Consider the following 24,120-nt stretch of genomic DNA (forward strand, 5'->3'; position numbering starts at 1 on the left):
GCCTCCCTTTATTTTCCCCATTGAATCACATTGGCTCCCCAAGCATATCCAATCCCGGCAGAAACAAGTACTACGATATCACCATCTTTAAGCATATCACGGTCTTCTGCAAGCTCGAGTGAAATAATTTGATCCATTTGACCAATATGACCATAGTTTTCCAAATAGATAGATTTGTCATAATCAACACCTAGCTGATCTAGTACGTATCTATGCGCAGACCTCTTCATGTGCAGCATCGCAACATAGTCAATATCCTCTTTTGTATAACCGCTTTTGTCCAGTGCCTTCTCAATACACGTTATAAAATTTTCCATCGATTTTTGTTCCAGACGTTTTTTCATCCCTGGTGGGTCCAGTACATCCAATTGATACAATCCTGCGTCCAGCGTTTCTTTAGTAACTGGATTTTTCGTACCACCTGTCGTAACAACTACATCCTCAGAAAAAGAACCATCTGTAATCATGTGGGTTGCCAGCAAATGGTTTACAGCGTGATCCTTTTGTAAGATTATTGCACCCCCACCAGCTCCAAGATTGAACATAAATCGGGTACGAGGATTCTGATAGTTAATAAAATCGACATTCCGGTATCCACCCGCTAACAAGACAGTGTTTATACCTGGATCAGCTAACATCATATCTTTAGCCAGCTTTAGTGCCATTATCGTTGTTCCGCACCTCAATGCCGTATCAAATGCCCAAGCATTGACTGCTCCAATCTCATACTGCAGTTTTATTCCAGCAGTCCATAAGGGATATTCTTTATGTTCTTCCCCAATATAGATTACAACGTCAATTTCTTTAGGATCCAACTTCACTTTAGCTAATGCATTTTTAGCAGCAAATATCCCCATTTCACACGTATGATCGTCTTCGCCAGGGATAGGTTTTTCTCTAATTCCCATCTTTTCTTCAATAACTTCCATGGGGAGTCCGGACTGATCAGCTAAATCTGCTGATGTAAGCTTCTTTTCAGGAATATATACCCCTGTACTTAAAACACCTACTGCTTCCATAACCGACACCTCATTTTTTAGATAACCCTTTAGTCACTCGATTAGAAAACTTGGATTGTATTGTTCCGGCAATACCTAATGGGAAGAAAATAACAGCTAAAATATAAACAATCCCATATAAAATAATCCAGCGTTCGAAAATCCAATGCACGTCAGCTAAGTCCGATAGCCAGTGGTGAGCAAATTCTACCAATCCGGCACCGATAAGTGGACCAATCAGTGTTCCAACCCCACCGATAATCGTCATTAACAAGGCATCCAGCGTAACGTCTACTGCAAATACACTTGTATCAATAAATCGTAACGACAATACATATAGTACACCGGCAAAACTTGCAATCACACCTGCTATTACACTAACAATCACTTTATAATGCAGTACCTGAAATCCTAAAGATTCAGTACGATTTTCATTTTCTCTTATCGCCACCAGCACTTTTCCTAATGGTGATTTTGTAAATCGCCTGAGTCCAAAAAAGAAGACTACAAGTGAAATAAGACAAATCATATACATCGTTCCCGAGTCTCGAAGGAACTCTGGCAATCTAAATGTGAACCCTTCTCCACCACCAGTCAAACTGGTCCACTTTTCGGCAGCTACCAGAAACAGCCCAGCCAGTGCCAATGTCAGCATGGCATAAAAGTGACTTTTAAGCCGCAGCGTGAGTATACCGGCTATAAAACTGACAATCGCAGCAATAATTACCGCAACTAAAACCCCTGCGGCTAAAGAAAGTAGTGTAGAATCGTTTAAATCCATCACAATTGCAGCAGAATATGCACCAATCCCAAAAAACATTGCATGTCCGAATGAGATAATACCGGTGTATCCCAGAAGCAGATCGTAACTCATTGCAAAAATACCAAAAATAAAGACCTGCATAATCATAAATAGCATGCTGCGACCTGTAAATAAGAATGGGACGATAAACAATAACAATGCAAAGGCTATATATATCCAGGTACTTCTTTCAATATGGCGTAAATTCATTTATTATCTCACCCCTTCACCTTAAATAATCCTTCTGGTCTGAAGATAAGTACTGCTGTCATCAAAAGCATATTTACCGCTAACGATAGTGCTGGTACATAATAAGCCATAAATGCTTGAGTTAACCCTACTAAAATAGCTGCAAATAAGGATCCTTTAAAACTGCCCATTCCGCCAATAACAACCACAATAAACGCTAATATCGCAAACTCCAGGCCCATTTCTGCATATATAACTCCTGAATATGGTGCCATAAGCATTCCACTCAGTGCCGCCATCGCTGCGCCGACCATGAATACTGCCATAAATACAAATTGGATATTAATTCCGAGTGATTGTACCATTTCTTTATTCATTACTCCTGCTCGAACAATTAATCCAATACGCGTCCGTTTTAAAATAAACGTAGTAAGCGCAAATATAAATATTCCTACTGCTATGATAAATAATCGATATTTAATGAGGATGATATCACCCAACATAAAGCTCCCGTCAAGAAATGCCGGGGGAACTGCGGACTTTTGTTCTGGCCCAAAAACGACCTTAATCAATTCACCAAGCACCAGCATAAGCCCTAATGTTATTAATATCTGTTGAATGTGATTTCCGTAAACCGGTCTGATGATTAAAAATTCCGTAATTGCTCCCAAAATCAGCCCCGTTACAATTGCAGCAGCTATTCCAAGCATGAAATTTCCGGTTAGATTGTAGACCCATACACCGCTGAAAGCTCCCCAAACAAATAAACCGCCATGTGCAAAGTTTAAAACATCCATTAAACCAAAGATCAGTGTAAGCCCTGCCGCGAGAAGGAAAATCAGCATACCGGTCGCAAGCCCATTTATTGCCAAACTAACTATTAAATCCATACCTTCCCCTCCCTATGCAATTCCTAAATATTTTTTCATCAATGCTTTGTCATTTTTTAATTCATCCATCTGGCCATTATGAATTGTTTGCCCATCATCAATAATATAAAAACGATCACCAATTTTACTTGCCATTAGAAAATTTTGTTCCACCAGCAAGATGGTCGTTTGTTCCTTCATTTGCTGAATAGATTCCATCACTTTCTCTACGATAATCGGAGCGAGCCCTTTACTAGGCTCATCAATTAAAAGCAATTCATTTTCATTTACATATGCTCTTGCAATTGCGAGCATTTGCTTTTGTCCTCCACTTAATTGTCCACCTGGTTTCTTCCAGAATTTTTGAAGATCCGGGAATAATCCAAGAACCCACTCCATACGTGTTGTTGTCTCTTCATCTTCTTTTTTCATTGCAACTTTCAAATTCTCACCAACAGTCAGGTTATCAAATATCCCCTGGTCTTCTGGAACATAGCCAATCCCGTTTTGGGCAATTGAATGTGTCTTTAACTGTCCAATTTCTTTATCATTATAGATAATGGATCCACCAGAAGCCTGATTTAGCCCCATAATTGTCCGCAAAGTAGTTGTCTTGCCGGCACCATTTCTGCCAAGAAGTACGGTTACTTCACCCTTTGGGACTTCAAATGAAATGTCGTGTAATATATGATATTGCTGTATGTATGCTTCAACCTGTTGTAGCTCAAGCAAGTTGCTCATCGTACATGCCTCCTAGATATGCTGACTGAACCGTTTCATTCTCAATTATCTCCTCAGGTGTTCCCTTTGCTAATAACTCCCCATGAAATAGAACCAGTACTTCATCCGATAAGTCCATAATCATGTCAATCTTATGTTCTATTAGCACAATTGTCCGATCCTCTTCTTCCTTAATCTTTTTAATCACTTCGATAATTGCCGGAACCTCTTCAAGGGACATTCCTGCTGTAGGTTCATCAAGCAAAAGGACCTCTGTATCCAATGCCAGCAGCATCGCCATTTCAAGCTTCCTTTTTTCCCCGTGTGCGAGGTTAACAGCACGTAAATCAGCTTTTGTGTCCAGGAATACTCTTTCAAGAAGCTCCATCGCCCTTACTTCAAATTGCTTGTAATACTTGAAATGTGCAAGCATTTGATAACGAACCTTTGCTTGGGATTGCACCGCTAATCGAACATTTTCAAGTACTGTCAGATTAGGAAAAACATTTGTGATTTGAAAGGATCTTCCTATTCCAAGACGAGTTCGCTTAGTCGTTGAAAGTTTTGTAATATCTTGATCCTTATAAAGAATTTGACCGTTTGTTGGAGATAATTGGCCACTAAGCAGGTTAAACAATGTAGTTTTCCCCGCACCATTTGGACCAATAATGGAGGTAAACTTCTTTTCGGTGATTTGTACGGAAATATGGTCAACAGCTGTATGGCCGCCAAATGCTATAGCCAAGTCTTTTGTTTCCAATATTGCAGTCATCGTTATTCCTCCCTGTGAATTAATGGTGGAACAACCCCCACCAGATTAGATGGGGGGATGTTCCAAATTTGGTCAGTTAATTAATTTTTAATTGGTGGTGCAGTTTCCTCTGGGGATAGGACTCTCTCCAGTACTGGAACGGGATAATCAAATCCTTCTTTTTCCTCTAAAGTTATTGCGTATAACGATTGTAATGCTTGGTGATCTTCTGGACGGAATGTCATTGTTCCTTTAGGTGTTTCAAAGCTCATTCCTTCCATTGTATCTATCAGTTTATCTGCTGATGCATCTCCTTCTGCCTTTTTAAGCGCTTCCACAATCGAAATTGCTGCACTCATACCTCCTGGTGTGAATAAGTCTGGAACTTCACCATCAAAACGCTCTTTATGCTCTTTTACTAGCCAGTCATTCACCTCATTGTCAGGTAATGTATGATAATAAACAGTGAACCCTTTCATTCCCACTAATGGCGACATCGTTGATAGTGCTGCAATGTCAGGTGCACCTGTTGTTATATCAATACCTTGATCCTGAAGTTTCATATCAGCAATTTGATTCCATGGTGTATTCGCTCCTGCCCATACTACGAATAAATAGTCAGGATCTGCCTCAATGATCTTTTGAATATTTGCAGTAAAATCGGTTGCTGCTGGATCCGCATACTCCTCATGCGTAATGTCAGCGCCTAAATCTGTTGCTGCTTTTTTAAATGCTGCAACACCATCCTGCCCAAATGCGGAATCCGGTGCTAGTGTCGCAATCTTCACCCCTTCATCAGCAATTGAAGCAGCAGCTGCAACTGCATCCTGTGATGAATTACGAGCTGTTCTGAAAATGTAATCGTTATACTCTGAACCTGTAATACTGTCTGCAACAGCTGGTTCAACAACCATAATTGTTTCATATTCCTCTGCTAGAGGCGTTACTGCTAAGGTATCACCAGAGCTTGATGATCCGACAAGGAAATCTACATTTTCATCTTCCAGCAGACCAATTGCTTTTTGACGGGCAACTTTTGGATCTGTTTCAGTATCCTCAAAGACTACTTCAATTTTTTTACCTGCGACTTCCATTGTTCCGTCAGTTGCATAATCAAGTCCTAGCTCAAATCCCTTTCTAGTTTGCTTCCCATAAGCTTCCAATGCACCAGTTAATGATGCAAGAACACCAATTTTAACCGTCTCAGTCGTTTCTTCCCCTTCTGTATCACTTCCATTAGATGAATCTTCGCTTTCACCAGAAGCATCCTCATCTCCACAGGCTGTTACAAATACAGCAATTAACAGCATAATAAATAACAACCCAGTTATACGTTTGACATTCATTTCTTGTTTCCCCCTTTAATTTAATTATTACATCTTATCGCAATCATAAATAGAACCAGTTACAAGAAAGTTACATATCTTAGAAAAGCTTCGCATTTTAGAAACCTTAATAGCCAATGATTTAGTTGCACTTATGCAGTAAGAAAGGATCAATATTTGTATGAAAATCCCCCTCTAGCTTGATTACAATCTCATTTTCATAATAGATGGTGGTTGCACGGTGGTTTCTTTAACTTCGATAAAAAGTTAACGAAATCTAAGAATTTATTTATTAGCGGACACAGGGGACGCTATTTCTGTAAAAAAAAGACCTATTCGATCTTATCCGGACACAGAAGCCCTTATTTTACATATATCATGGTAAATAGAGGGCATTTGTGCTAAATAAGGTCCCTGGTGTCCGCAAATACCACCATTTTCGTGGATTTCTGCCAAATAAGGTCTCTGGTGTCCGCAAAATCTCAAATTCGCTATATGAAAACACCTCTCTAATTCGACCACAAATTCATTTTCATGCCAGATGGTGACTGCGCATTCGGCAGCCATGTTGGTTTCTTAACTGCTAAAAAACCCCCTTGATTCTGCTGTTATCAAGGGGGGGGTTATCAGTATGATTTTAGCTCTTCCGATTCGATAATCATATTGTACATTTCTCTAGTTGGTTCCATCGGTTCGATTCCAAGTTCTTCCTCTAAATTAGAAGCACATTTCTCATACCATTTAATTGCTTGGGGACGGTTATTATTTTGATAGTAGCTATACATTAACAGGCGATATGCCTCTTCCCATGCATTATCAATCGCTAAAATCTTTTCACACCAGTCAATACATGCATTGAATTCACGGAGTCTAACTGACACCTGTGCCATTTTTTCCAAACCACGGAGATAAATTAATTGCAGCCGTTCACGTTCTGTAACACACCAGTCCGTAAATCTGAGATCTGCCAGATAATCGCCTTCATACAATGCTAGGGCCTTATCCAACTTTTCTTTGGCATGCTTTGGGTCGCTTTCTTCAATTCCGCTTAGTACTCCTTCTTCAAATATAATACTATCTAATTTGTATCCAGAATCTTGGTTCAGCCCGTATGCACTGCCTTTTCGTTTTATAAAAAAGGATTCCTCACGAGCCTTTCGCATTGGTTCCAATGCTTTTAATAATGCATTCAGGGTAACTTTAAATGTTTTATTTGCACCATTCTCATCCTGGTTAGGCCAAAGCTTTTGGAGGATTTCCTCTTTTGATATGAGCTTTTCCCGATTCGTTATAAGTAATTCAAATAGCTCCTTAGCCTTTCCACGCTGCCAATCAGTGTTTTCAACTTGCTTATTTCCTAGCCAAACCTTTAAATGACCAAATGTCTGAATTGTTAACGTATAGCCTGGATGACTTTTTATTGTTTCATCAAACCCAAGTTCATATAGTAATCTTGAAACAAATGCGGGCTCTATATCAAGATTTTTAGCCTTTAACAGCATGGGAGCAATGTTTTGAACATCAGTTGGACCAAAGGTAGTTCTTTTTTTAAGGAAAAAATCATATTCTTCTGTTTGCAATTCCTTCAGAAAGAGTTGCATCTCTTGTTTGAACCTTTCATCATTTTCCTGTTTAAAGGCAATAAACGTATTCCAAAACCTACTAACTAAATTGCCATAACGATCACCACATGATTTAAACTCTCTGTGAACCTCCATCATAACTTGTGACGCTTTTTCTAAATCATTGTTATAAATTTCGGTTATCCCAATACATAACTTAATCATTGCGCTTAGCCAGCGATCCTTAACTTTTTCCGTTTCACGCAATCCTTTATTTGCAGTTTCAACTGCTTGATCATATTGTTGCTTTTTTCCATAAAGGATTGCTAAACCCATATAAGGCTCCGCTTTACCTCGTGATACGTTAATTTTCTCCATGATATCCAAGGCGGTCTCATAACAATTAATTGCTAAATCAGACTCATAGTGATCCGATAACTGAACAGCATGGCCCATTCGCATCCATCCGCATGCCTCTACAAACGGAGACTGGATATTCAACCCTAACTGTATTCCATTACTCGCCAGTTTTCTACTCGATTCAGCTTCACCCATAAATGCTTCGATAATCGATAGCAGAATGTCTGTTTCGCGATGAGACTGTGGTAAATGTTTTGTTGTTTTTGCGTTTTGTTTTCGTTGAATCAGAGTCTCTCGGGCTTTTGCAAGTTTGCCAGTCCGCAAGTATATTCGCGCTTGAAGGTTTCCCTCTTCCAATGGCAAATTTAATACTTTTGCACGATCAAACCAGGATTCTGCTTTCATTGCCTGACCAGCATTTATCAGGTTTTCAGCCATTAACTGATATAGTCTTGCCATCTCTTCCTTGCTTGCACTTGATCTCTCACGCATCTGGATAGCCTGATTCACATAGCGTTCTGCAATGTCGGGCTGGATGGTATCCAGATATATTCGCGCCATCCCTTCGAGTGCAATGCCAGCAATATAATAATCTTCTTTACATCGCTCCAGTATCCTTTTATAGTTCTGCTCGGCTTCCGCATAGGATGACCGGTAACGCTCAATTTCACCTTGATAGAAATATAGAATCAGATCTTTTTCTTTAAACTTTTCCGGTAGCTCGTATAATAACTCGTATAAGTGCTGCAATCTCCCTGTTCGAAGCAATTTAGATCCTTGTTTTTGCAAGATATGAGCTATCGCACTAAATGCCTGTATTTGTCGATAATGGTATAAAGCTGTTTCCATATGAAATATTTTTTCGTAGTATTGTGCCGCTCGTTTATGTAAATCTTTGAATTCACTTGGATACGTTTTTTCCAGGCGGTTTTCTAAAAAAGCTTTGAATAAGGCGTGATAACGATAGTGACTCCCCTCACCCTCTACAATAAATAAGTTTTGCTCAACCAATCCTGCCAGAATGTCTTCTGACCCGTTAATCTGTAACACATGATCACTAACATCGGGTGTTAAAACATCAATAATGCTCGATTGTAATAAAAACTGCTGCATAATTAGTGATTGTTTAGATAGTACTTCGGATGCCAAATAATCGAATAAGTCCTGCAGCGATTGCTGACGATTTTGCAGGATGGCATCTATCGATGACTCTGATTGCATGTGCTGGATGAACATACTAAATGCTATTGCCCATCCTTCAGTCAGCTGATGAATTTTTTGTAAATCTTCTGATACTAGGTTAACTTTATATATGTCTTCCAGAACATGATGCATTTCATCAGATGAAAGAACTAAATCATTTTGAGGAATGTCAAGTAAGTCGCCCTTTATCTTTAATTTCGGTATGATATCCCATTTCGGTTTAGTTCTGCTGGACAATATGATATGCATATTTTCTGGAACATGATCAAGCAGCTGTTTTATCCATTGCTCGATTTCATTCGAATTTTTCACATGATGGAAGTCGTCCAGAATTAATGTAACCTGCTTTTTCATTTCAATGATCTCATTAATAAAGGATGAAGTCAGTGACCATATTTGCTCGTCATTAATGTAATTATCTAACTTTTCGATTTCATTTAAAATTGATTTTCCAAAGAACGGATATTTTAACTTAACTGCGTGAATTAATTTATTTATGAAAGGGAGGATATCATCATCGTTTTGTGAAATTGAATACCAGCATGCACTAGGACTAATGTCATGTACAAATAAAGCCAATGCAGTACTTTTCCCATACCCTGCGCCAGCATGCAATAATGTGAGTGGATACTTATTTGCATTGATCAGCTTTCGATTTACTTTTGCGCGCCTGACAAACCTGTCTTTTATCGGTGGTGGACTAAGCTGGCTTTGTATGATTGGTATTTTCCCCATTGTACCCATACCTTCTTTCAAAAATTCAATGTCCCCTTATTTTAACATATGATTTAAGATTCAAAATAATTTCTTTAGCTTCCTTGTTTGTGATATATTTTACTTATGTAACAAATTTTAGAAAATTTGGCTTATCGCAAAATAAAAATATGGTTAGAAAGTCATATCGATACAGACATAGACAAGGGGATCATAATGAGAAAACATCTATTTTGGATTATACCATCCATCATTATTGCAATTGGCATTTTCAGTGTTTTTTATCAAAATATTACAAACGCGTCAGAACCTCCAGATGAAGGCTGGAGCAGAGCATTACAAATTGGAACGACAACTGTAAATAACGGACTTCCAGTACAAAAGACTAATGACGATAAGCTTATCATTCAGACTTATGAAGAAGGCCAGCTTTTGACTAAGACATTAAATAATAATTTTGAAGTAGTTAATGAAAATTCGTATGATATTCCGTTTGACAAATGGACACAAGTGTTTATTCAAGAAAATAATCTGATTTACCATGATTACAAACACATTTATGACCAGAAAGGTAACATAATCGTCTCCGATGCTAAACGATTCTATCCATTGAAGGACACCATTCTTTACACAAAAGACAATACATTATATAAGCTTAATCAAGTTGATAAGACTTCAAATAAGCTAATGGATTTAAAAGATGGTACAGATGAGATCACTCCATTCGAGGGAAAACAGGGACTTTACTTAATGACAAAAAATTCCATTAATAATAATGTTGAGATTAATGTTTATGCAGTTAAAGCTAAAGGTATTGAACAAGTCCATCAGGAAAAATTCACAATTACGTTTGGACAAATTATCAACCATATCGATTTTGCCGTTAATGACCAAGAATTGACTTATGCATTTGAAACACAGCAAAAACAATCCCAGGGACCACCACAATTTTATACGTACTATAAGCAAGTAACCATAGGTAGCAATGAGAAGTTTCCACTAGAGCAATTGAAGTTCAATGACCCTGCTGGCAACGGGAACCTTAGTGAAGTTGGTAGTATTAACATCTCGTATCGTGACGGCAACCCCCATTTCATTTTTAATGCTAGCGGCTACACTCAGACAAAATTTAAAGAAAATACTGCATTCAATATCTATTCAGCATCCATGTCAGATAATGGAGATGTAGAAGTCTTTCGTAAAAGTAACACACCTGATGTATCAGGAAATCCACAATGGCTGGATGAATCAACAGTTATATGGCTTGATCTGAAAGGGGAAAGCAATGATATAAACGTTTCCTCCAGCAAACCTGCAATTGTTGATAAGGCTCCTGGGCTGACTATGGATGACTGGATTAGAGGACTCGGCAAAACACTGGGTATGATGTCCATGACGGTAATCACCATATCTATTTCAAGTATTTGGTTTATTTGGCCCGTAGTGTTCATAGTCATCATGCAGATGTCAAAAAGTAAAAAGCTGGACGAAGATCCGCCATGGATATTTTACACAGGGGTAGGTATTTACATGCTGGCAGTCTTCATTTTTAAGGACTATATTTTCGTTCAGTCGATCTACTTAAATGCACCTGATTACCTGACGTTTAATGGCAGCTCGTATGTGTTTATCTTGCTATCCGCTATGATTGCATACATTGCAGCACAATCAACAAAGAAAACAAGGGACTGGAATGCATCGGCTAGGATATCTTGCTTTGTTGGGGCGCACATTTTAATGCTACTTTCATTTTTCGGACCATATTTTATCTAAAGGATAAGGCTGTCTGCAATTGAAGCAGACAGCTTTTTAAAGCACTTTTAGACAGATTTCTAATATGAAAATCATTTATTTCCTTATATATTCCAATCTGTGTTATAGTAAAAAACAATCATTAAAGAACAATTGGGGGAAACGAGCATGACATACCAACGAAAGAAAGCCACATTTGCAGGTGGATGCTTCTGGTGCATGGTTAAACCGTTTGATAAATGGGATGGGATTCATGGGGTAGTGTCTGGATATACAGGCGGTCTGACTGCCAACCCAACCTATGAAACTGTAAAAAGTGGAACAACCGGTCACTATGAGGCTGTTGAAATCACTTATGATCCTTCAGTTATTTCCTATGAGACAATTTTAGAAGTATACTGGCGTCAAATAGACCCGACCGATGATGGCGGACAATTTCATGATCGCGGCGATTCATATCGGACAGCTATTTTTTATCATAACGAAGAACAAAAGGAACTAGCTGAGAAATCCAGGCAGTTACTCGAAAACAGTGGTAGATTTTCCAAACCAATTGTAACCAAAGTCCTGTCAGCTACAACTTTTTATCCAGCTGAGTCGCATCACCAGGATTACTATAAAAAAAATGAGGAACATTATTTGCAGGATCGTGCTAAGTCGGGACGCGATGAATATATTGAGGAAGTATGGGAGAAGTAGATGACTAAATCTGCTTCTATTTATTTTCTTGTTGAGATTTCACTTATCCGGTCGAAATTTGCGATATCCACTGTGGTTCCCCACAGCCAGCCGGCATGAAGTCCCTCACATCCAGCTAAATTTTCGCCTATTTGGTTGAATATACCCTACCTACTTTTTTAGTGGCATTCACCAATCATTAATAGTGAGTGCCTTAGTTGCATCTATCTAATCTGAGAGTAGTTATGCTTTCTTATCTGCCAAAAAAGTTTATTTGTATACTCCAAGTATAGTATAATTAAACCTTTACAACTATAGGGAGCGAATTCAATGCCTAATAATCAATCATTAACACCCTTGAAAATGTTATTATTCAGTTTTCATGCTACAAATACAATTATCATAAGCTTCTTGCCATTGTACCTTAACTATAAAGGATTAAATGGTACGGAGATAGGATGGGTACTGGCAGTCGGTCCTTTAGCAGCAATCTTTTCACAACCTTTCTGGGGCTATATGAGTGATAAATATAAAACCGTCAAAAGAATGCTGATAATTTGTATTTTCGGATTACTTATTAGCAGTGTTTTATTTTTCCAAATGAATGGTTTACTTGCAATTATCTTAATGGGATTCGTATTTTACTTTTTTACCTCACCGATAGGGGCTCTTGGTGACAGCTTGGCTCAACGCCGGGCAGATGATTTACGAATTTCATTCGGAACAATCCGAACATGGGGGTCAATCGGTTTTGCAACCTCTTCTTTAATTGTTGGGGCGGTTCTCTCAGAAATTGGTGTTCAATATATGATCTGGCCATACTTATTCTTTGGTGTAACAGCTTTAATTGTCGCGTTTCGCTTAACCGATGTGAAAGTAGAATCTGATCCTATTCAATTAATTGATGTAAAGCGATTAGCCAAAAACAAGCCATTTATCATTTTTCTATTTATGATTATGTTTCTGACAATTTCACACCGCGCAAATGACAGTTTTATTGGATTATACATTACTGAACTTGGTGGTGGCGAAGGATTAGTTGGCATAGCTTGGTTCATTGGTGTTGCAAGCGAGGCAGCAGTCTTTGCACTGGCTGGTCGATGGTTCAGAAAATACCATACGCTATTATTTATTATTTTTGCTGGAACTATCTACAGTCTGCGTTGGTTCTTGTATGCTGCAGTTGACGATCCGATGTACATCCTTGCATTACAGTTTTTACACGGCTTAACTTTCGGCGTATTCTATTTAGCATCATTTGAGTATATCACCAGATTAATACCCAGCATATTACAGTCAACTGGACATCTAGTGTTTTATTCCGTATTCTTCGGCGTATCAGGAATCATCGGATCGCTTACTGGTGGGGCATTAATAGATTCATACGGCGGTGGAACATTATACTTTGTACTGGGTTGTTGTGCATTATTCGGCACTTTATCTCTAACTGCATTTCACCTGTTACCATACGGAAAAAAAGCTTGAGGCTAAGACTAAAGCGCAAGCGCCTGTTCAGCGCCGTATGGACTGCGCCCGTGCATCGCGGGTGGGTCGACGTTGCCGCGCAAAGCGGCGGTCTTAGTCGATCTTCCTTTTCCCTGAGATAAAGGATACACGAAGAGCGTAAGCGATTCGATGTTGACTTATCGTAGACACGGGGAGGGAAGTCCACTAGGCGCTAAGCGCTGGAGCTGGACATGACTGATTCAGAATTCAAGTTATCCACGGCACTTAAATTTTGTGGTTTCCTAACAAACAAAAGCGAAACCACCCTATGAGATGATTTCGCTTTTTTTCAGTGTTTTCTAGCTTAGGAACATAAAATAAAGAATAAATATAACAAATAATACATACATAACCGGATTTATTTCTTTGATACGGCCCTTCAATATCATCGTGATTGGGTAGAAAATAAACCCAATAGCAATCCCGGTTGCAATACTATACGTTAATGGCATCATAATAATAGTTAGAAATGCTGGTACGGCAATTTCAAACTGATCCCAGTCAATATTTTTCAGTGTTGACGACATCAATACCCCAACAATGATCAGTGCTGGTGCAGTTACTTCTGCAGTCACAACACTCAACAGAGGTGAGAAAAATAGCGCGAGAAGGAAAAATCCTGCTGTTACGATTGAAGTGAAACCAGTACGACCACCGGCTCCCACGCCTGCAGTTGATTCAATATAAGATGTTGTTGTGGAAGTCCCAGCAACCGAACCAACAACTGTCGCTGCTGAATCGGCAAAAAGCGCCTTTCCTGCACGCGGAAGCTTATTATCCTTCATTAATCCTGCCTGATTAGCTACCGCCACTAAAGTCCCAGCTGTATCAAAGAAATCAACGAACAAGAAAGTTAAAATAACCACTAGCATTTCAATAGTAAAAATATCACCAAAGTGAGCGATTGCCTGACCAAATGTTGGCGCTAGGCTGGGAACTTCCCCAACAATTCCACCAAGACCTGACGGCGGATCAATCAGATTAAAGATAATTCCTGCGATAGCAGTTAAAATCATACCATAAAAAATGCCGCCTTTAATATTTAAACTTAATAGAATAACAGATATTATAATTCCAAAAATTGCTAGCAGTACAGTTGGTGATGTTAAGTCACCCATTCCGACAAGTGTTGCGTCATCACCGACAATTATTCCTGCATTTTGAAAACCTATAAATGCAATATATACACCAATACCCGCTCCAACTGCCATTTTTAAATTTGCCGGAATAGCATTGATAACTTTTTCGCGAAGTCCCGTTAATGTCAAAACGATAAAAATAAGTCCGGAAGCTAATACGCCCGCTAGAGCAGTTTCCCATGGTATCCCATATCCCAGCACAACGGTATACGCGAAAAATGCGTTTAACCCCATACCGGGTGCAAGCGCAATTGGATACTTCGCAAAAATACCCATAATTAATGTACCGATAGCTGCTGCAATGGCAGTTGCTGTAAATACTGCACCTTGGTCGATTCGTGTAACTCCTTCTGGTAATTCTTCAATTCCTACCAATGCAAGTGTTGATGGGTTAACAAATAATATATATGCCATGGCAAGGAATGTCGTTAGTCCTGCCATAAATTCAGTCTTATAGTCTGTTCCCAACTCTTTAAAACGAAAATACTTTTTCATCACTATTCCTCCTCACTTCATCTCAAATATTAGAAACTTTGCTTATCGCTAAGCCTTTGTTGCATTTATGCAGTAAGAAAGGAAAGATTACTTAACTGCAAATAAAAAACACCCTTGATGGACAAGAGTGCTACAAAACTATGCAGGAAAAAGCAATTTGGCAAAGATATACTCTCTCAGCCTAATTACTATTATCCGCGTAGTCAGACCATTTACGGTAGTCTGGTAGAAACTCTGGGCCCTATCCCCGAAATTATACGCAAGATGCTTATTTAATTACCGAATCTAAGACTATATTACTATCAAAATTCGACAAAGTCAACAAAAAACGAACAATTATTCAACAAGTTAATCTAATGTCCGTTTATTCCCATTCGATCGTTGCAGGTGGTTTGCTGGTTATATCGTAAACAACTCGGTTAATGTGCTCAACATCATTCACAATTCTTGTCGATATTTTCTCCAGAACATCCCACGGAATTCGTGCCCAATCCGATGTCATCCCATCGATTGAGGTGACTGCCCGGATACCAATAGTATAATCGTATGTGCGGGCATCCCCCATCACACCGACACTTCGGATATTAGGAAGGACTGTAAAGTATTGCCAAATATCACGGTCCAATCCAGCTGCCGCTATTTCCTCACGTAGGACGGCATCTGATTCACGAACGATCGCCAATTTCTCGTCTGTTACTTCTCCTAATATTCGAATAGCAAGACCTGGTCCTGGAAACGGCTGTCTCCAAACAATTCCCTCTGGTAATCCGAGTTGTAAACCAAGTTCCCTTACTTCATCTTTAAATAAGGTATTCAATGGTTCAATTAATTCGAACTGCATATTCTCTGGCAGGCCACCAACATTATGGTGTGACTTAATTGTTTGTGCTGTATCTGTACCACTTTCAATAATATCTGTATAAAGTGTACCTTGTGCAAGAAAGTCAATATCCTTCAGCTTTGCTGCTTCATCATCAAAAACATAGATAAATTCATTACCAATAATTTTACGCTTTAGTTCAGGATCATCCACTTTCTTCAATTTAGATAAAAATCGATCAGCAGCATCAATCTTAATAATGTTCATGTTAAAATCATCAGCAAATGTCTTCATAACATCGTCTGCCTCATTTTTCCGCAACAAACCATGATCGACAAAGATACATGTGAGCTGATCTCCTATTGCTTTGTGGATGAGCGCTGCAACAACAGATGAATCAACCCCTCCGCTCAAAGCACACAAGACGTTCCGATCACCTACTTTTGCTTGTATTTTCTCTACTTCCATATCGATGAAATTTTCGATTGTCCATTCACCATCACATTCGCACACATCAAAAACGAATTGCTTCAGTAAATGATTTCCGTACTCAGAGTGACGAACCTCCGGATGAAATTGTACACCATACAATTTACGACTATTATCGCTCATGGCAGCTATAGGTGTTGAAGGACTAGTTGCATCAACTTGGAAAGATACAGGTACTTCCATTACTTTATCCCCATGACTCATCCAAACAGACTGATTTTTTGGTGTGTCTTTAAATAATATTGGGTCATGTGTTAGTTCAATTAGAGCCTTCCCGTATTCACGATTTGTGGCTTTAGCAACATTGCCACCAAAATGTAAAGCCATAATCTGCATGCCATAGCAAATTCCTAAAATGGGGATATCTAATTCAAAGATTTCCTTATCACATCGGAAGCTGTTTTCATCATAAACACTATGCGGACCGCCTGATAGGATGATTCCTTTTGGGTTCATTTTTTTAATAGCTTCTGCTGTTAATTTGTGTGAGTGTAATTCACTGTACACACCGTGCTCTCTAATCCTTCTTGTGATTAGCTGATTATATTGACTGCCGAAATCAAGCACTAAGATCATTTCATTACTTTCCATGTCAATCACTCCTATCCATTTACACGCTATCGATAAAGACAACAGGTTTACCCACATTAAAAACCTGGACCTACCTACTGTGCAGAATATAAAAAACTACACAAAGGCAGAAATCCAGGTCGACAAATGAGCATACCTTTAGAAATTCCGCCTTCATAGTCAGAGCGTTTACGGTGCTCCGGTAGATACTTTCGAACCATATTATCGAGGATATACGAACGGCGTATTTATTTCGTTAAAATTAATATTATCCTATTCTACTAATCAAAAGAAGGACGGTCAAGCCATTATACGTTTAATTAAATTTTTCCACAATTGGCGTAAATTTACTGCTTCCTCAGTATCCAGTTCATTTTTATACAGGATACGTTCATAATGACTAGTTAAACGTTTCATCGTATTTGAACCATAGAGTGAGTCAATTCGTTTGGAATACTCTCGTAAAGTTTGATCAGCATCTTTTGGGAATCCGTTATGTGCCAATACATTGAGTAAATGGTGATATGCGTTTTGATATGTTTTCGCATCACCTTTATTTTTAATTTTCATGTTTAAATATACTGTCTTCCAGCGAAATCTTGTTAGATAAATGATAAATGTGAAAAGAAGTATTACAGTAAGTCCAATTAGAACATACCACCAATTCACTTCAAAATTGCTTGTATTACTAGTAGATGATGATGTTTCTGATTCATTCTCTTCTGGCAGCTGTTCTTGCTCAGACTCGGTTTCTGGTGCCTCATATTCGTCATCATTTTCTGATGTACTATCTGAGTTAAAATGAAATTCTGCCATATTAGGAAATCCTTGTGTCGGTTCGAAGGGAACCCAGCCTTTATCTGGAAAATAAACTTCAACCCATGAATGAGCATTGGAATTTGTTACCTCATATATATCATAGGAATTCTGATTTTCACCTTCTTCAACTATTTCACCACTCGTAAAGCCTTTTACCCATCTTGCAGGAATATCAAGTGATCTGAGCATTACTATCATCGAAGTGGAATAATTGTCACAATACCCTGCCTTGGAATCAAATAAAAATTGATCCACATAATCCTGGTTTTCATTAGGGACAGGAACATCACTTATCTGATACACGAATCCATTTCTGCTAAAATACGATTCTAATGATCTGGCTTTATCATAACGATTATCATCTTCTGCAGTAACTTCTGCCGCCAGTTCACCTACTCGCTCTGGTAATGAATCTGGTAATTGTGTATATCGCTCGTTTAGACTAGCAGGATCCTCATCGCTTACTTTACGTAACTCATCAATAGCAAATGAAGGTCGTTCATAAGTAATCGTGTAGTTATTCAGCCTTAGACTACTTCCTTCAAGCTCTGTTCTAATTTCTCCAAACTGACTATCAAGCATTAGTCCAACATTCTGTGTTGTTTCAACACCGCTAATGCCGTATGGATAGATCAGTTTTTCCATATTGTTATTACCTTGAAAATCCAGTGTGGTAGTAAACTTCTCTGTTTCTACACTGTCAGCAAAAGTCTCAAGTGAGATAGCATTATTTTGCTGTAATTCATACTGTGGATCCTGCGACTTTTCCCAACCTTTTCCTGTATAGACATCCTTCGTTTCTACTCTCCAGTAGTGGTCATCTTTAGCTGCTGCCTGAAATACTGGGGTATAATCTTGTACAAAGGAACCACCAAGTCGTGAATCATTACCACCGTACCCGACCTTACTGACCCCCGAGCCAGCATCTGAACTCCCAGCGTTTTCAGCGGTGCTTTTCAAGAAAGGAACTGGATCAGGCCACTGCGGGTCAAATTTCGGTGCAGCAAATCCTATTAACGTGGAAAATAGTACGATAGTTATTAAAGGGACAACCCATATTGGTGATTTTTTTAACCACGAAAAGCGAATTGCTTCACGGTCAATTTCTTTAAAGAAGTTTGTCATACCTAGTGCAACAAACGATACGATGAATGTACGGACAATTGCTGCATCTGCTTCATATATCGTAAATGTATCCAGAACAGTTATATAAATAATCGTAAGTAGGACAAATAAGAAAATCCGCTTCATGACAATGAACCAATAATGCAACAGATAGCTCATTAGCCAGATTAACAATAAGAATAATACACTGCGGAATAAAGGCGTTAATTCGTACCATTGCTGTGAAAACAATACATTGATATTAAACGATATTTCCATAAATAGTTGATCGAACCATAGTTTACTAAAAAGAAGGTGCGTTAAAAATAGACTATTAATAATAAAAAGTAACCCGAATCCTTTTAAAGGCATTGATATATACCATTCAATTTGAAGCATAGAGATAAAAAAGCAAAATATTGTAAACAAAATAAAAACGGTTAAGTTGTTTACATCACCAATGACATTTACCGGATAAAGCCATTCCAGAAATAAAACAAATGCGCAGATATATAAAATAGAGGTGTATAATAATGGGATTTTCATTTTCATGATACATTCACCTCAATAATTTTCTGGACTAACTGTTTTTCAGTTAAAACATTAATAACAACACCTTCAAAACGAAGCTGCTGGATAATATTGTGTTCACTACGTGAAATAAGTGCAGATGATTGTATGAATAGGATAATTACACGTTTAGAGCGTTGCTTCACCTTCTGAATTGATTCTCTGAACATGTCATCCATTTGAGTTGTAACCAATATCATGTTAGCTCCCGATGAAATCTTCGTTGTTTCCTCTCTCAATACCATCGAAAAGGACCTTGTCCCACCAGGCTGCAGTCTTGTTAAGTGTTGCCTGATTAAATCTTTTTTGGATGGATCATGGTGCATAGGAAAATAAACCACGTTTTCGCCAATTGACAGAAAGCCTACTTGTGAAGCCTGTTTTCGGATCGATTCCACTAACGACATTGTCAGCTCAATTCCTGCTTCAAAAGCCAGATCATTTATTCCACGATTATAGCAACTGTCCAATATGACCATTGTATCTGTACTTTTTTCTTGTTCGAATTCTTTTGTGATTATTGTATTCTTCTTTGCTGTCTGTTTCCAATCAATCCAAGAAAATTTATCACCAGGCGTATACTCACGGATCCCCGTTGCAACATTTGAATTCTTTAAATTCATCGCATAAGCAGAAATAGACCCTTGTTCATAGCTAGTGATACTTTCTGCAATGTGTACCGGACGTTCATTTGGAAATGCTACAATTTGGTCTGACAAGTAAAAAATATGCTCTTTTTTAACAAAACCAAGCACATCTCCAGTTCTTATGCGTAAAGCCTGGAGCTGATGTTCACCACGAGGTACTTGCTCGATATAATATGGCAGTTCGATTTCACGACTGAATCCCGGGAAAACAATCTTCTTTATTTTGCGACTTACTTGTAACTTATTTGGTTTATCCATGTTACGGTACTTCTCGTTTTGATTATCCACTTTTTGAAGAGTATCTGGGAAAATCTCCTCACAAATACAATAATATAAGGGGTAAGGGATAGTTCTCTTTATTTTAACCGTGACAGCTATTCGTCCTCCAGCCCGAATGACATGATGTGACAAGCTTCGTGTGACATGCCATCTTTTGATTGGGTAAAACAATAACCCTAAATGATAAAGGAAAATCGGCAGAAACCCAAAAAATAAGAACCAGCTTACAAACCCGCCCTGGAACATTGCAAATGAAAATAAAAGTAGTAATAAGAAAACGACAAAACTTAATTTTCCTATAAATCTAATAGTGCCAGTCATTAATTAAATTCCTTCCGAATCGGGATATGTGTATCTTTAACAACTTTTTCAATAACCTTATCACTCGTAAGCCCGTCATATTTTGCTTCAGATGTTAAAATAACTCGGTGAACCAATACAAAAGGGGCTAAGTACTTCACATCATCTGGCAATACATAATCACGACCATGAATGTATGCATAAGCTTTGGCAGCCTTCATTAAGGAAATTGACCCACGAGGGCTCACACCTAAATAAATGGCTTTATTGTTCCGTGTTCCAGTTACTAGATTTATAATATATTGTTGGACATTCTTGTCGATATAAACATCCTTGACTTCTTCTTGAATGGATAATAATTCATCTCTATTAATAACAGATGATATAGATTCAATTGGATGATCTTTAGATGTGATCTCTAACATGCGCAGCTCTTCTTCAATTGATGGATAACCCATTTTTAATTTTAAAATAAATCTGTCCAGCTGAGCTTCCGGAAGTGGGTATGTTCCTTCATACTCAATAGGATTCTGTGTTGCCATGACAAAGAATGGCTGTTTTAATGGGATTGTATTACCATCAACGGTAACGTTCTTCTCTTCCATACCTTCAAGTAGTGCAGACTGTGTCTTTGGAGAAGTTCGATTGATTTCATCAGCTAGGACAATATTCCCAAGAATAGGACCACCTCGGAATTCAAACTCCATTTCTTTTGGATTATAAATAGAAACTCCGGTAACATCTGAAGGTAGTAAATCTGGTGTGAACTGAATCCTTCTAAAGTCACAATCCAAAGACTTTGCTAATGTTCGCACAAGCATTGTCTTGCCAACACCCGGTACATCCTCAAGTAAAACGTGCCCCTGTGCCAATAATGCTACCAAACTTAGGGTAGCAGCTTCTTCTTTTCCAATCATAACTTTATTTATATTCGCAAGTACCTTTTCTACTCTTTCATGATATATAGCAGTTTCTTGCATCATCTTGACTGACCCCTTCCCGGCTACGTTACTTTTCTATTAAATTAGTTAGTTTAACTATACTAAAAATGTCCTATGAATAAAAGCATAATCACAGGCATTTTTGATTATTTGAAAAATTTGGCTCATCATCCAAAAAAGGTGCGCCTTCGTTTTACAAAAAAGATATAAACTGCGTCGTAACTTAATCGTGATTTACTTCCATCTTTTATAAGATGAGTGCTATGACAACGATTAGGAAATTCACTACACTGTTTTTTTCACTTTATCCTAATAATTAACAAATATATATCGTGATGGATAAAAACAAGATTTCAAACCATATAATCGTCAGTTTCGAGAAACGCGCAGTTCTTTTTAATTTAGGTACGGAAAAATACTCGCTTTCACATTGTTCTTAGCCAGTGGAGCACTTCAGTCTCTAATTAGAAATTTCTACGAGCGGAGGCAGAATACGTGGACTCCTATGGGAACAGCACGTGTCCGAAGACCCCGGAAGAAGCGTTCTTAGCATAATGAGAAGACTGAGGGCGTCCCATGGCTAATAAGACACTGCAAATGTGCTAGCTTGAGCAAATGTCGCATTGGTACCCTGAACGGTGAAAGCGAAATATTCTGCCGAAACGAACCTAAGCACTCAATCATCATTAGAACAAGAGAAAGCAGCATAAAAGAAAATTCTCATTTGTGTCGCAGTTCAAATCAATTACAATGGTTAAAAAACATCAATCTTTTAAGAAACGTCTTCAGTAAAAAACTTACAATCTAGTATTAGTCGATTTGGGCTGTTTTATACGGTAACATCGGATTTCCATTCATCCCAACCCAAATATTGGATTGCTCCAATTGAAACGCTAACTGCAGGAGCATGTCCTCTTCACCTTTGGACGCCATTACCTGAACGCCTAAAGGAAGACCATTTTCCGACTGATAAACCGGAACGGACATTGCTGGTTGTCCTGTCAGATTCGCAAGCTGTGTAAATGGTGTATAAGTTAAACTTGGCAGAAACATGTCATAAATCAGTTCTTGCTGTTGTGACTTATCTACCTCTCTAATTTGCTTCACAAGATTTCTCTTCTTTGTTTCTGAATGGGACAACTCACCAATTTTCGGTGCTGTAAATGCTGTAGCTGGTGTTATATATAAGTCATATATTTGATGAAAAGTAGCCATTTTTGCTGCTGCGACATCCCATGAAGCCAGACTTGCAGAGAACTCAGCTGCTGAAACAGATTTCCCAGCCTCATTCAGCAACCAAGTTTCAACCTCAACATCCTCAGCAGTCAGTGGTCTGCCGAGCGATTTTTCAAGCTGTTGAATGACAGAAGAGATTTCACCACTATTCATGAGATAGTAATCTTTCATTAATTGAATACCATCTACATCATTTTCTTTTTCCTCAACAATATGCCCTTCATTTTCCAACCATTTAACTGTCTTTTCTACAGCTATGCTGGCATCCTCTGAAACAGGGGTGTCTACAGGTGATTTCGTCGTATAAGCAATTCGAAGTGAATTATTAAATGGCTCTTTCATATTGTCCTTGTAACTTCCACTAAATAGCGGTGTATTAAATGCCGCTGCTGGCTCTACAACTTGAAGATTATCAAGCATTGCAGCACTGTCACGTACACTTCTGCTCAGTACGAAGTCAATTGCCGCACCTTGCCATTGACGCCCTACTCCTGGACCAACAGGGGTACGTCCGCGAGTTGGTTTTAGTCCAAATAAGCCAGTGAAGGAAGCAGGAATTCGAATTGACCCACCACCATCACTTGAACCAGCAACAGGAACAATACCAGCAGCAACTGCAGCCGCAGATCCCCCACTTGACCCTCCTGATGAATGGTCCTTATTCCATGGATTTCGTGTCGGTCCATATAGTTCAGGCTCGGTAATGTTTTTCAATCCAAATTCAGGTGCATTCGTATGCCCCATAAACAATACTCCAGAATCACGAAGCCTTTTCACAAAATTTGAGTCATACTCACTTATTGTAGCCCCTAGTAGTTTAGATCCAGACGTGATCGGCTCACCCTTTAGTGATTGTGAAAGGTTCTTTAATAAGAAAGGAACACCAGAAAAAGGTCGATCTGCACTAAAACTGTTTACTTCATTTCTTACACGTTCTTTTCGATTATGTACAACAGCATTTAAAGTTGGATTAACTTTCTCCAACTGCTGGAAACTTAGATCCATCAACTCAGATGGGTTAACTTTGCTTGCTTTAATTTGTTCTGCCATTTCAGTAGCATCCATTGTCAAGTATGTTTGAAGGTTCATTAACTCACCCCAGATATTTATTATTTATATTGTATCATTTCATTCAACAGTTTCCATTTTATAGCATTTAAAAATCATATATTACTTTCCTTGTTATCCAATCCTCAGATTGAATGTTTCCCATTACTCTAGATTCTTATACTGGATACCTGACTGTTTGTGTATAAGAGTCTTATTTATAGCCAAACTAATA

The 24,120-nt window shown here is 38.5% G+C and carries 16 protein-coding genes and 2 riboswitches; of the genes, 3 read left to right on the top strand and 13 right to left on the bottom strand.

Translation table 11 applies throughout. The annotated features are described in order from the left end of the window. Positions 1 to 8: 8 nt before the first annotated feature. From BLS02_RS17905 to BLS02_RS17940, 7 genes are all read right to left on the bottom strand, one after another. The gene (locus BLS02_RS17905) at positions 9 to 1,019 is read right to left on the bottom strand and encodes a 3-oxoacyl-ACP synthase (RefSeq protein WP_092494395.1); all 1,011 of its coding nucleotides are present in this window, start codon (positions 1,017 to 1,019) and stop codon (positions 9 to 11) included. Between the two features lie 10 nt (positions 1,020 to 1,029). Then, positions 1,030 to 2,010: a branched-chain amino acid ABC transporter permease gene (locus tag BLS02_RS17910; RefSeq protein ID WP_092494396.1), complete on the bottom strand. Its 981-nt coding sequence runs from the start codon at positions 2,008 to 2,010 to the stop codon at positions 1,030 to 1,032. Between the two features lie 8 nt (positions 2,011 to 2,018). After that, the gene (locus BLS02_RS17915) at positions 2,019 to 2,879 is read right to left on the bottom strand and encodes a branched-chain amino acid ABC transporter permease (protein WP_092494397.1); all 861 of its coding nucleotides are present in this window, start codon (positions 2,877 to 2,879) and stop codon (positions 2,019 to 2,021) included. Positions 2,880 to 2,891: 12 nt separating this feature from the next. Continuing rightward, positions 2,892 to 3,599, bottom strand: coding sequence for an ABC transporter ATP-binding protein (locus tag BLS02_RS17920; protein ID WP_092494398.1), 708 nt, complete (start codon positions 3,597 to 3,599; stop codon positions 2,892 to 2,894). Continuing rightward, entirely contained in the window at positions 3,583 to 4,350 is a 768-nt protein-coding gene (locus BLS02_RS17925; protein ID WP_092494399.1) for an ABC transporter ATP-binding protein, read from the bottom strand. Before BLS02_RS17925 ends, BLS02_RS17920 begins: the two co-directional genes overlap by 17 nt. An 80-nt stretch (positions 4,351 to 4,430) precedes the next feature. After that, positions 4,431 to 5,675: a substrate-binding domain-containing protein gene (locus tag BLS02_RS17930; RefSeq protein WP_092494400.1), complete on the bottom strand. Its 1,245-nt coding sequence runs from the start codon at positions 5,673 to 5,675 to the stop codon at positions 4,431 to 4,433. 605 nt (positions 5,676 to 6,280) lie between these two features. Beyond that, on the bottom strand, positions 6,281 to 9,535 hold the full coding sequence (locus BLS02_RS17940; RefSeq protein ID WP_254788813.1) for an AfsR/SARP family transcriptional regulator: 3,255 nt from the start codon (positions 9,533 to 9,535) through the stop codon (positions 6,281 to 6,283). A 174-nt stretch (positions 9,536 to 9,709) separates the two neighbouring features. On the opposite strand from BLS02_RS17940, the gene BLS02_RS17945 reads away from it, so the two are divergent. From BLS02_RS17945 to BLS02_RS17955, 3 genes are all read left to right on the top strand, one after another. Beyond that, on the top strand, positions 9,710 to 11,266 hold the full coding sequence (locus BLS02_RS17945) for a hypothetical protein (RefSeq protein ID WP_092494402.1): 1,557 nt from the start codon (positions 9,710 to 9,712) through the stop codon (positions 11,264 to 11,266). A gap of 147 nt (positions 11,267 to 11,413) precedes the next feature. Then, the gene (msrA, locus tag BLS02_RS17950) at positions 11,414 to 11,944 is read left to right on the top strand and encodes a peptide-methionine (S)-S-oxide reductase MsrA (protein ID WP_092494403.1); all 531 of its coding nucleotides are present in this window, start codon (positions 11,414 to 11,416) and stop codon (positions 11,942 to 11,944) included. 309 nt (positions 11,945 to 12,253) lie between these two features. Then, on the top strand, positions 12,254 to 13,408 hold the full coding sequence (locus tag BLS02_RS17955) for an MFS transporter (RefSeq protein WP_092494404.1): 1,155 nt from the start codon (positions 12,254 to 12,256) through the stop codon (positions 13,406 to 13,408). A 320-nt stretch (positions 13,409 to 13,728) separates the two neighbouring features. Here the strand turns inward: BLS02_RS17955 and BLS02_RS17960 are convergent, their stop codons facing one another. The 6 genes from BLS02_RS17960 to BLS02_RS17985 form a co-directional block, all read right to left on the bottom strand. Beyond that, positions 13,729 to 15,063, bottom strand: a complete 1,335-nt coding sequence (locus BLS02_RS17960) for an NCS2 family permease (RefSeq protein ID WP_092494405.1) — start codon at positions 15,061 to 15,063, stop codon at positions 13,729 to 13,731. A gap of 180 nt (positions 15,064 to 15,243) precedes the next feature. After that, positions 15,244 to 15,344, bottom strand: a riboswitch (purine riboswitch). 83 nt (positions 15,345 to 15,427) lie between these two features. Beyond that, the gene (guaA, locus tag BLS02_RS17965) at positions 15,428 to 16,963 is read right to left on the bottom strand and encodes a glutamine-hydrolyzing GMP synthase (RefSeq protein WP_092494406.1); all 1,536 of its coding nucleotides are present in this window, start codon (positions 16,961 to 16,963) and stop codon (positions 15,428 to 15,430) included. 136 nt (positions 16,964 to 17,099) lie between these two features. Further along, positions 17,100 to 17,201: riboswitch (purine riboswitch) on the bottom strand. 41 nt (positions 17,202 to 17,242) lie between these two features. Next, positions 17,243 to 19,417, bottom strand: a complete 2,175-nt coding sequence (locus BLS02_RS17970) for a transglutaminase TgpA family protein (protein WP_092494407.1) — start codon at positions 19,415 to 19,417, stop codon at positions 17,243 to 17,245. Continuing rightward, entirely contained in the window at positions 19,414 to 20,682 is a 1,269-nt protein-coding gene (locus BLS02_RS17975; protein ID WP_092494408.1) for a DUF58 domain-containing protein, read from the bottom strand. The genes BLS02_RS17970 and BLS02_RS17975 overlap by 4 nt, the downstream gene beginning before the upstream one ends. Beyond that, positions 20,682 to 21,644 (bottom strand): AAA family ATPase, encoded by a 963-nt coding sequence (locus BLS02_RS17980; RefSeq protein WP_092494409.1) that lies wholly within the window; start codon positions 21,642 to 21,644, stop codon positions 20,682 to 20,684. Before BLS02_RS17980 ends, BLS02_RS17975 begins: the two co-directional genes overlap by 1 nt. 768 nt (positions 21,645 to 22,412) lie before the next feature. Next, on the bottom strand, positions 22,413 to 23,927 hold the full coding sequence (locus BLS02_RS17985) for an amidase (RefSeq protein ID WP_092494410.1): 1,515 nt from the start codon (positions 23,925 to 23,927) through the stop codon (positions 22,413 to 22,415). Positions 23,928 to 24,120: the final 193 nt, after the last annotated feature.

Origin of the sequence: Virgibacillus salinus (genome assembly GCF_900102415.1) — a bacterium.
GTDB classification, from domain to species: Bacteria; Bacillota; Bacilli; order Bacillales; family Amphibacillaceae; genus Lentibacillus; species Lentibacillus subterraneus.

What these genes read in the sequence shown, in the direction of transcription:
- BLS02_RS17985 (WP_092494410.1), bottom strand. Translation starts at nt 23,927, where the DNA reads ATGAACCTTCAAACATACTTGACAATGGATGCTACTGAAATGGCAGAA.
- BLS02_RS17930 (WP_092494400.1), bottom strand. Translation starts at nt 5,675, where the DNA reads ATGAATGTCAAACGTATAACTGGGTTGTTATTTATTATGCTGTTAATT.
- BLS02_RS17955 (WP_092494404.1), top strand. Translation starts at nt 12,254, where the DNA reads ATGCCTAATAATCAATCATTAACACCCTTGAAAATGTTATTATTCAGT.
- BLS02_RS17945 (WP_092494402.1), top strand. Translation starts at nt 9,710, where the DNA reads ATGAGAAAACATCTATTTTGGATTATACCATCCATCATTATTGCAATT.
- BLS02_RS17925 (WP_092494399.1), bottom strand. Translation starts at nt 4,350, where the DNA reads ATGACTGCAATATTGGAAACAAAAGACTTGGCTATAGCATTTGGCGGC.
- BLS02_RS17905 (WP_092494395.1), bottom strand. Translation starts at nt 1,019, where the DNA reads ATGGAAGCAGTAGGTGTTTTAAGTACAGGGGTATATATTCCTGAAAAG.
- BLS02_RS17970 (WP_092494407.1), bottom strand. Translation starts at nt 19,417, where the DNA reads ATGAAAATGAAAATCCCATTATTATACACCTCTATTTTATATATCTGC.
- BLS02_RS17975 (WP_092494408.1), bottom strand. Translation starts at nt 20,682, where the DNA reads ATGACTGGCACTATTAGATTTATAGGAAAATTAAGTTTTGTCGTTTTC.
- BLS02_RS17910 (WP_092494396.1), bottom strand. Translation starts at nt 2,010, where the DNA reads ATGAATTTACGCCATATTGAAAGAAGTACCTGGATATATATAGCCTTT.
- BLS02_RS17960 (WP_092494405.1), bottom strand. Translation starts at nt 15,063, where the DNA reads ATGAAAAAGTATTTTCGTTTTAAAGAGTTGGGAACAGACTATAAGACT.
- BLS02_RS17920 (WP_092494398.1), bottom strand. Translation starts at nt 3,599, where the DNA reads ATGAGCAACTTGCTTGAGCTACAACAGGTTGAAGCATACATACAGCAA.
- BLS02_RS17915 (WP_092494397.1), bottom strand. Translation starts at nt 2,879, where the DNA reads ATGGATTTAATAGTTAGTTTGGCAATAAATGGGCTTGCGACCGGTATG.
- msrA (WP_092494403.1), top strand. Translation starts at nt 11,414, where the DNA reads ATGACATACCAACGAAAGAAAGCCACATTTGCAGGTGGATGCTTCTGG.
- BLS02_RS17980 (WP_092494409.1), bottom strand. Translation starts at nt 21,644, where the DNA reads ATGATGCAAGAAACTGCTATATATCATGAAAGAGTAGAAAAGGTACTT.
- guaA (WP_092494406.1), bottom strand. Translation starts at nt 16,963, where the DNA reads ATGGAAAGTAATGAAATGATCTTAGTGCTTGATTTCGGCAGTCAATAT.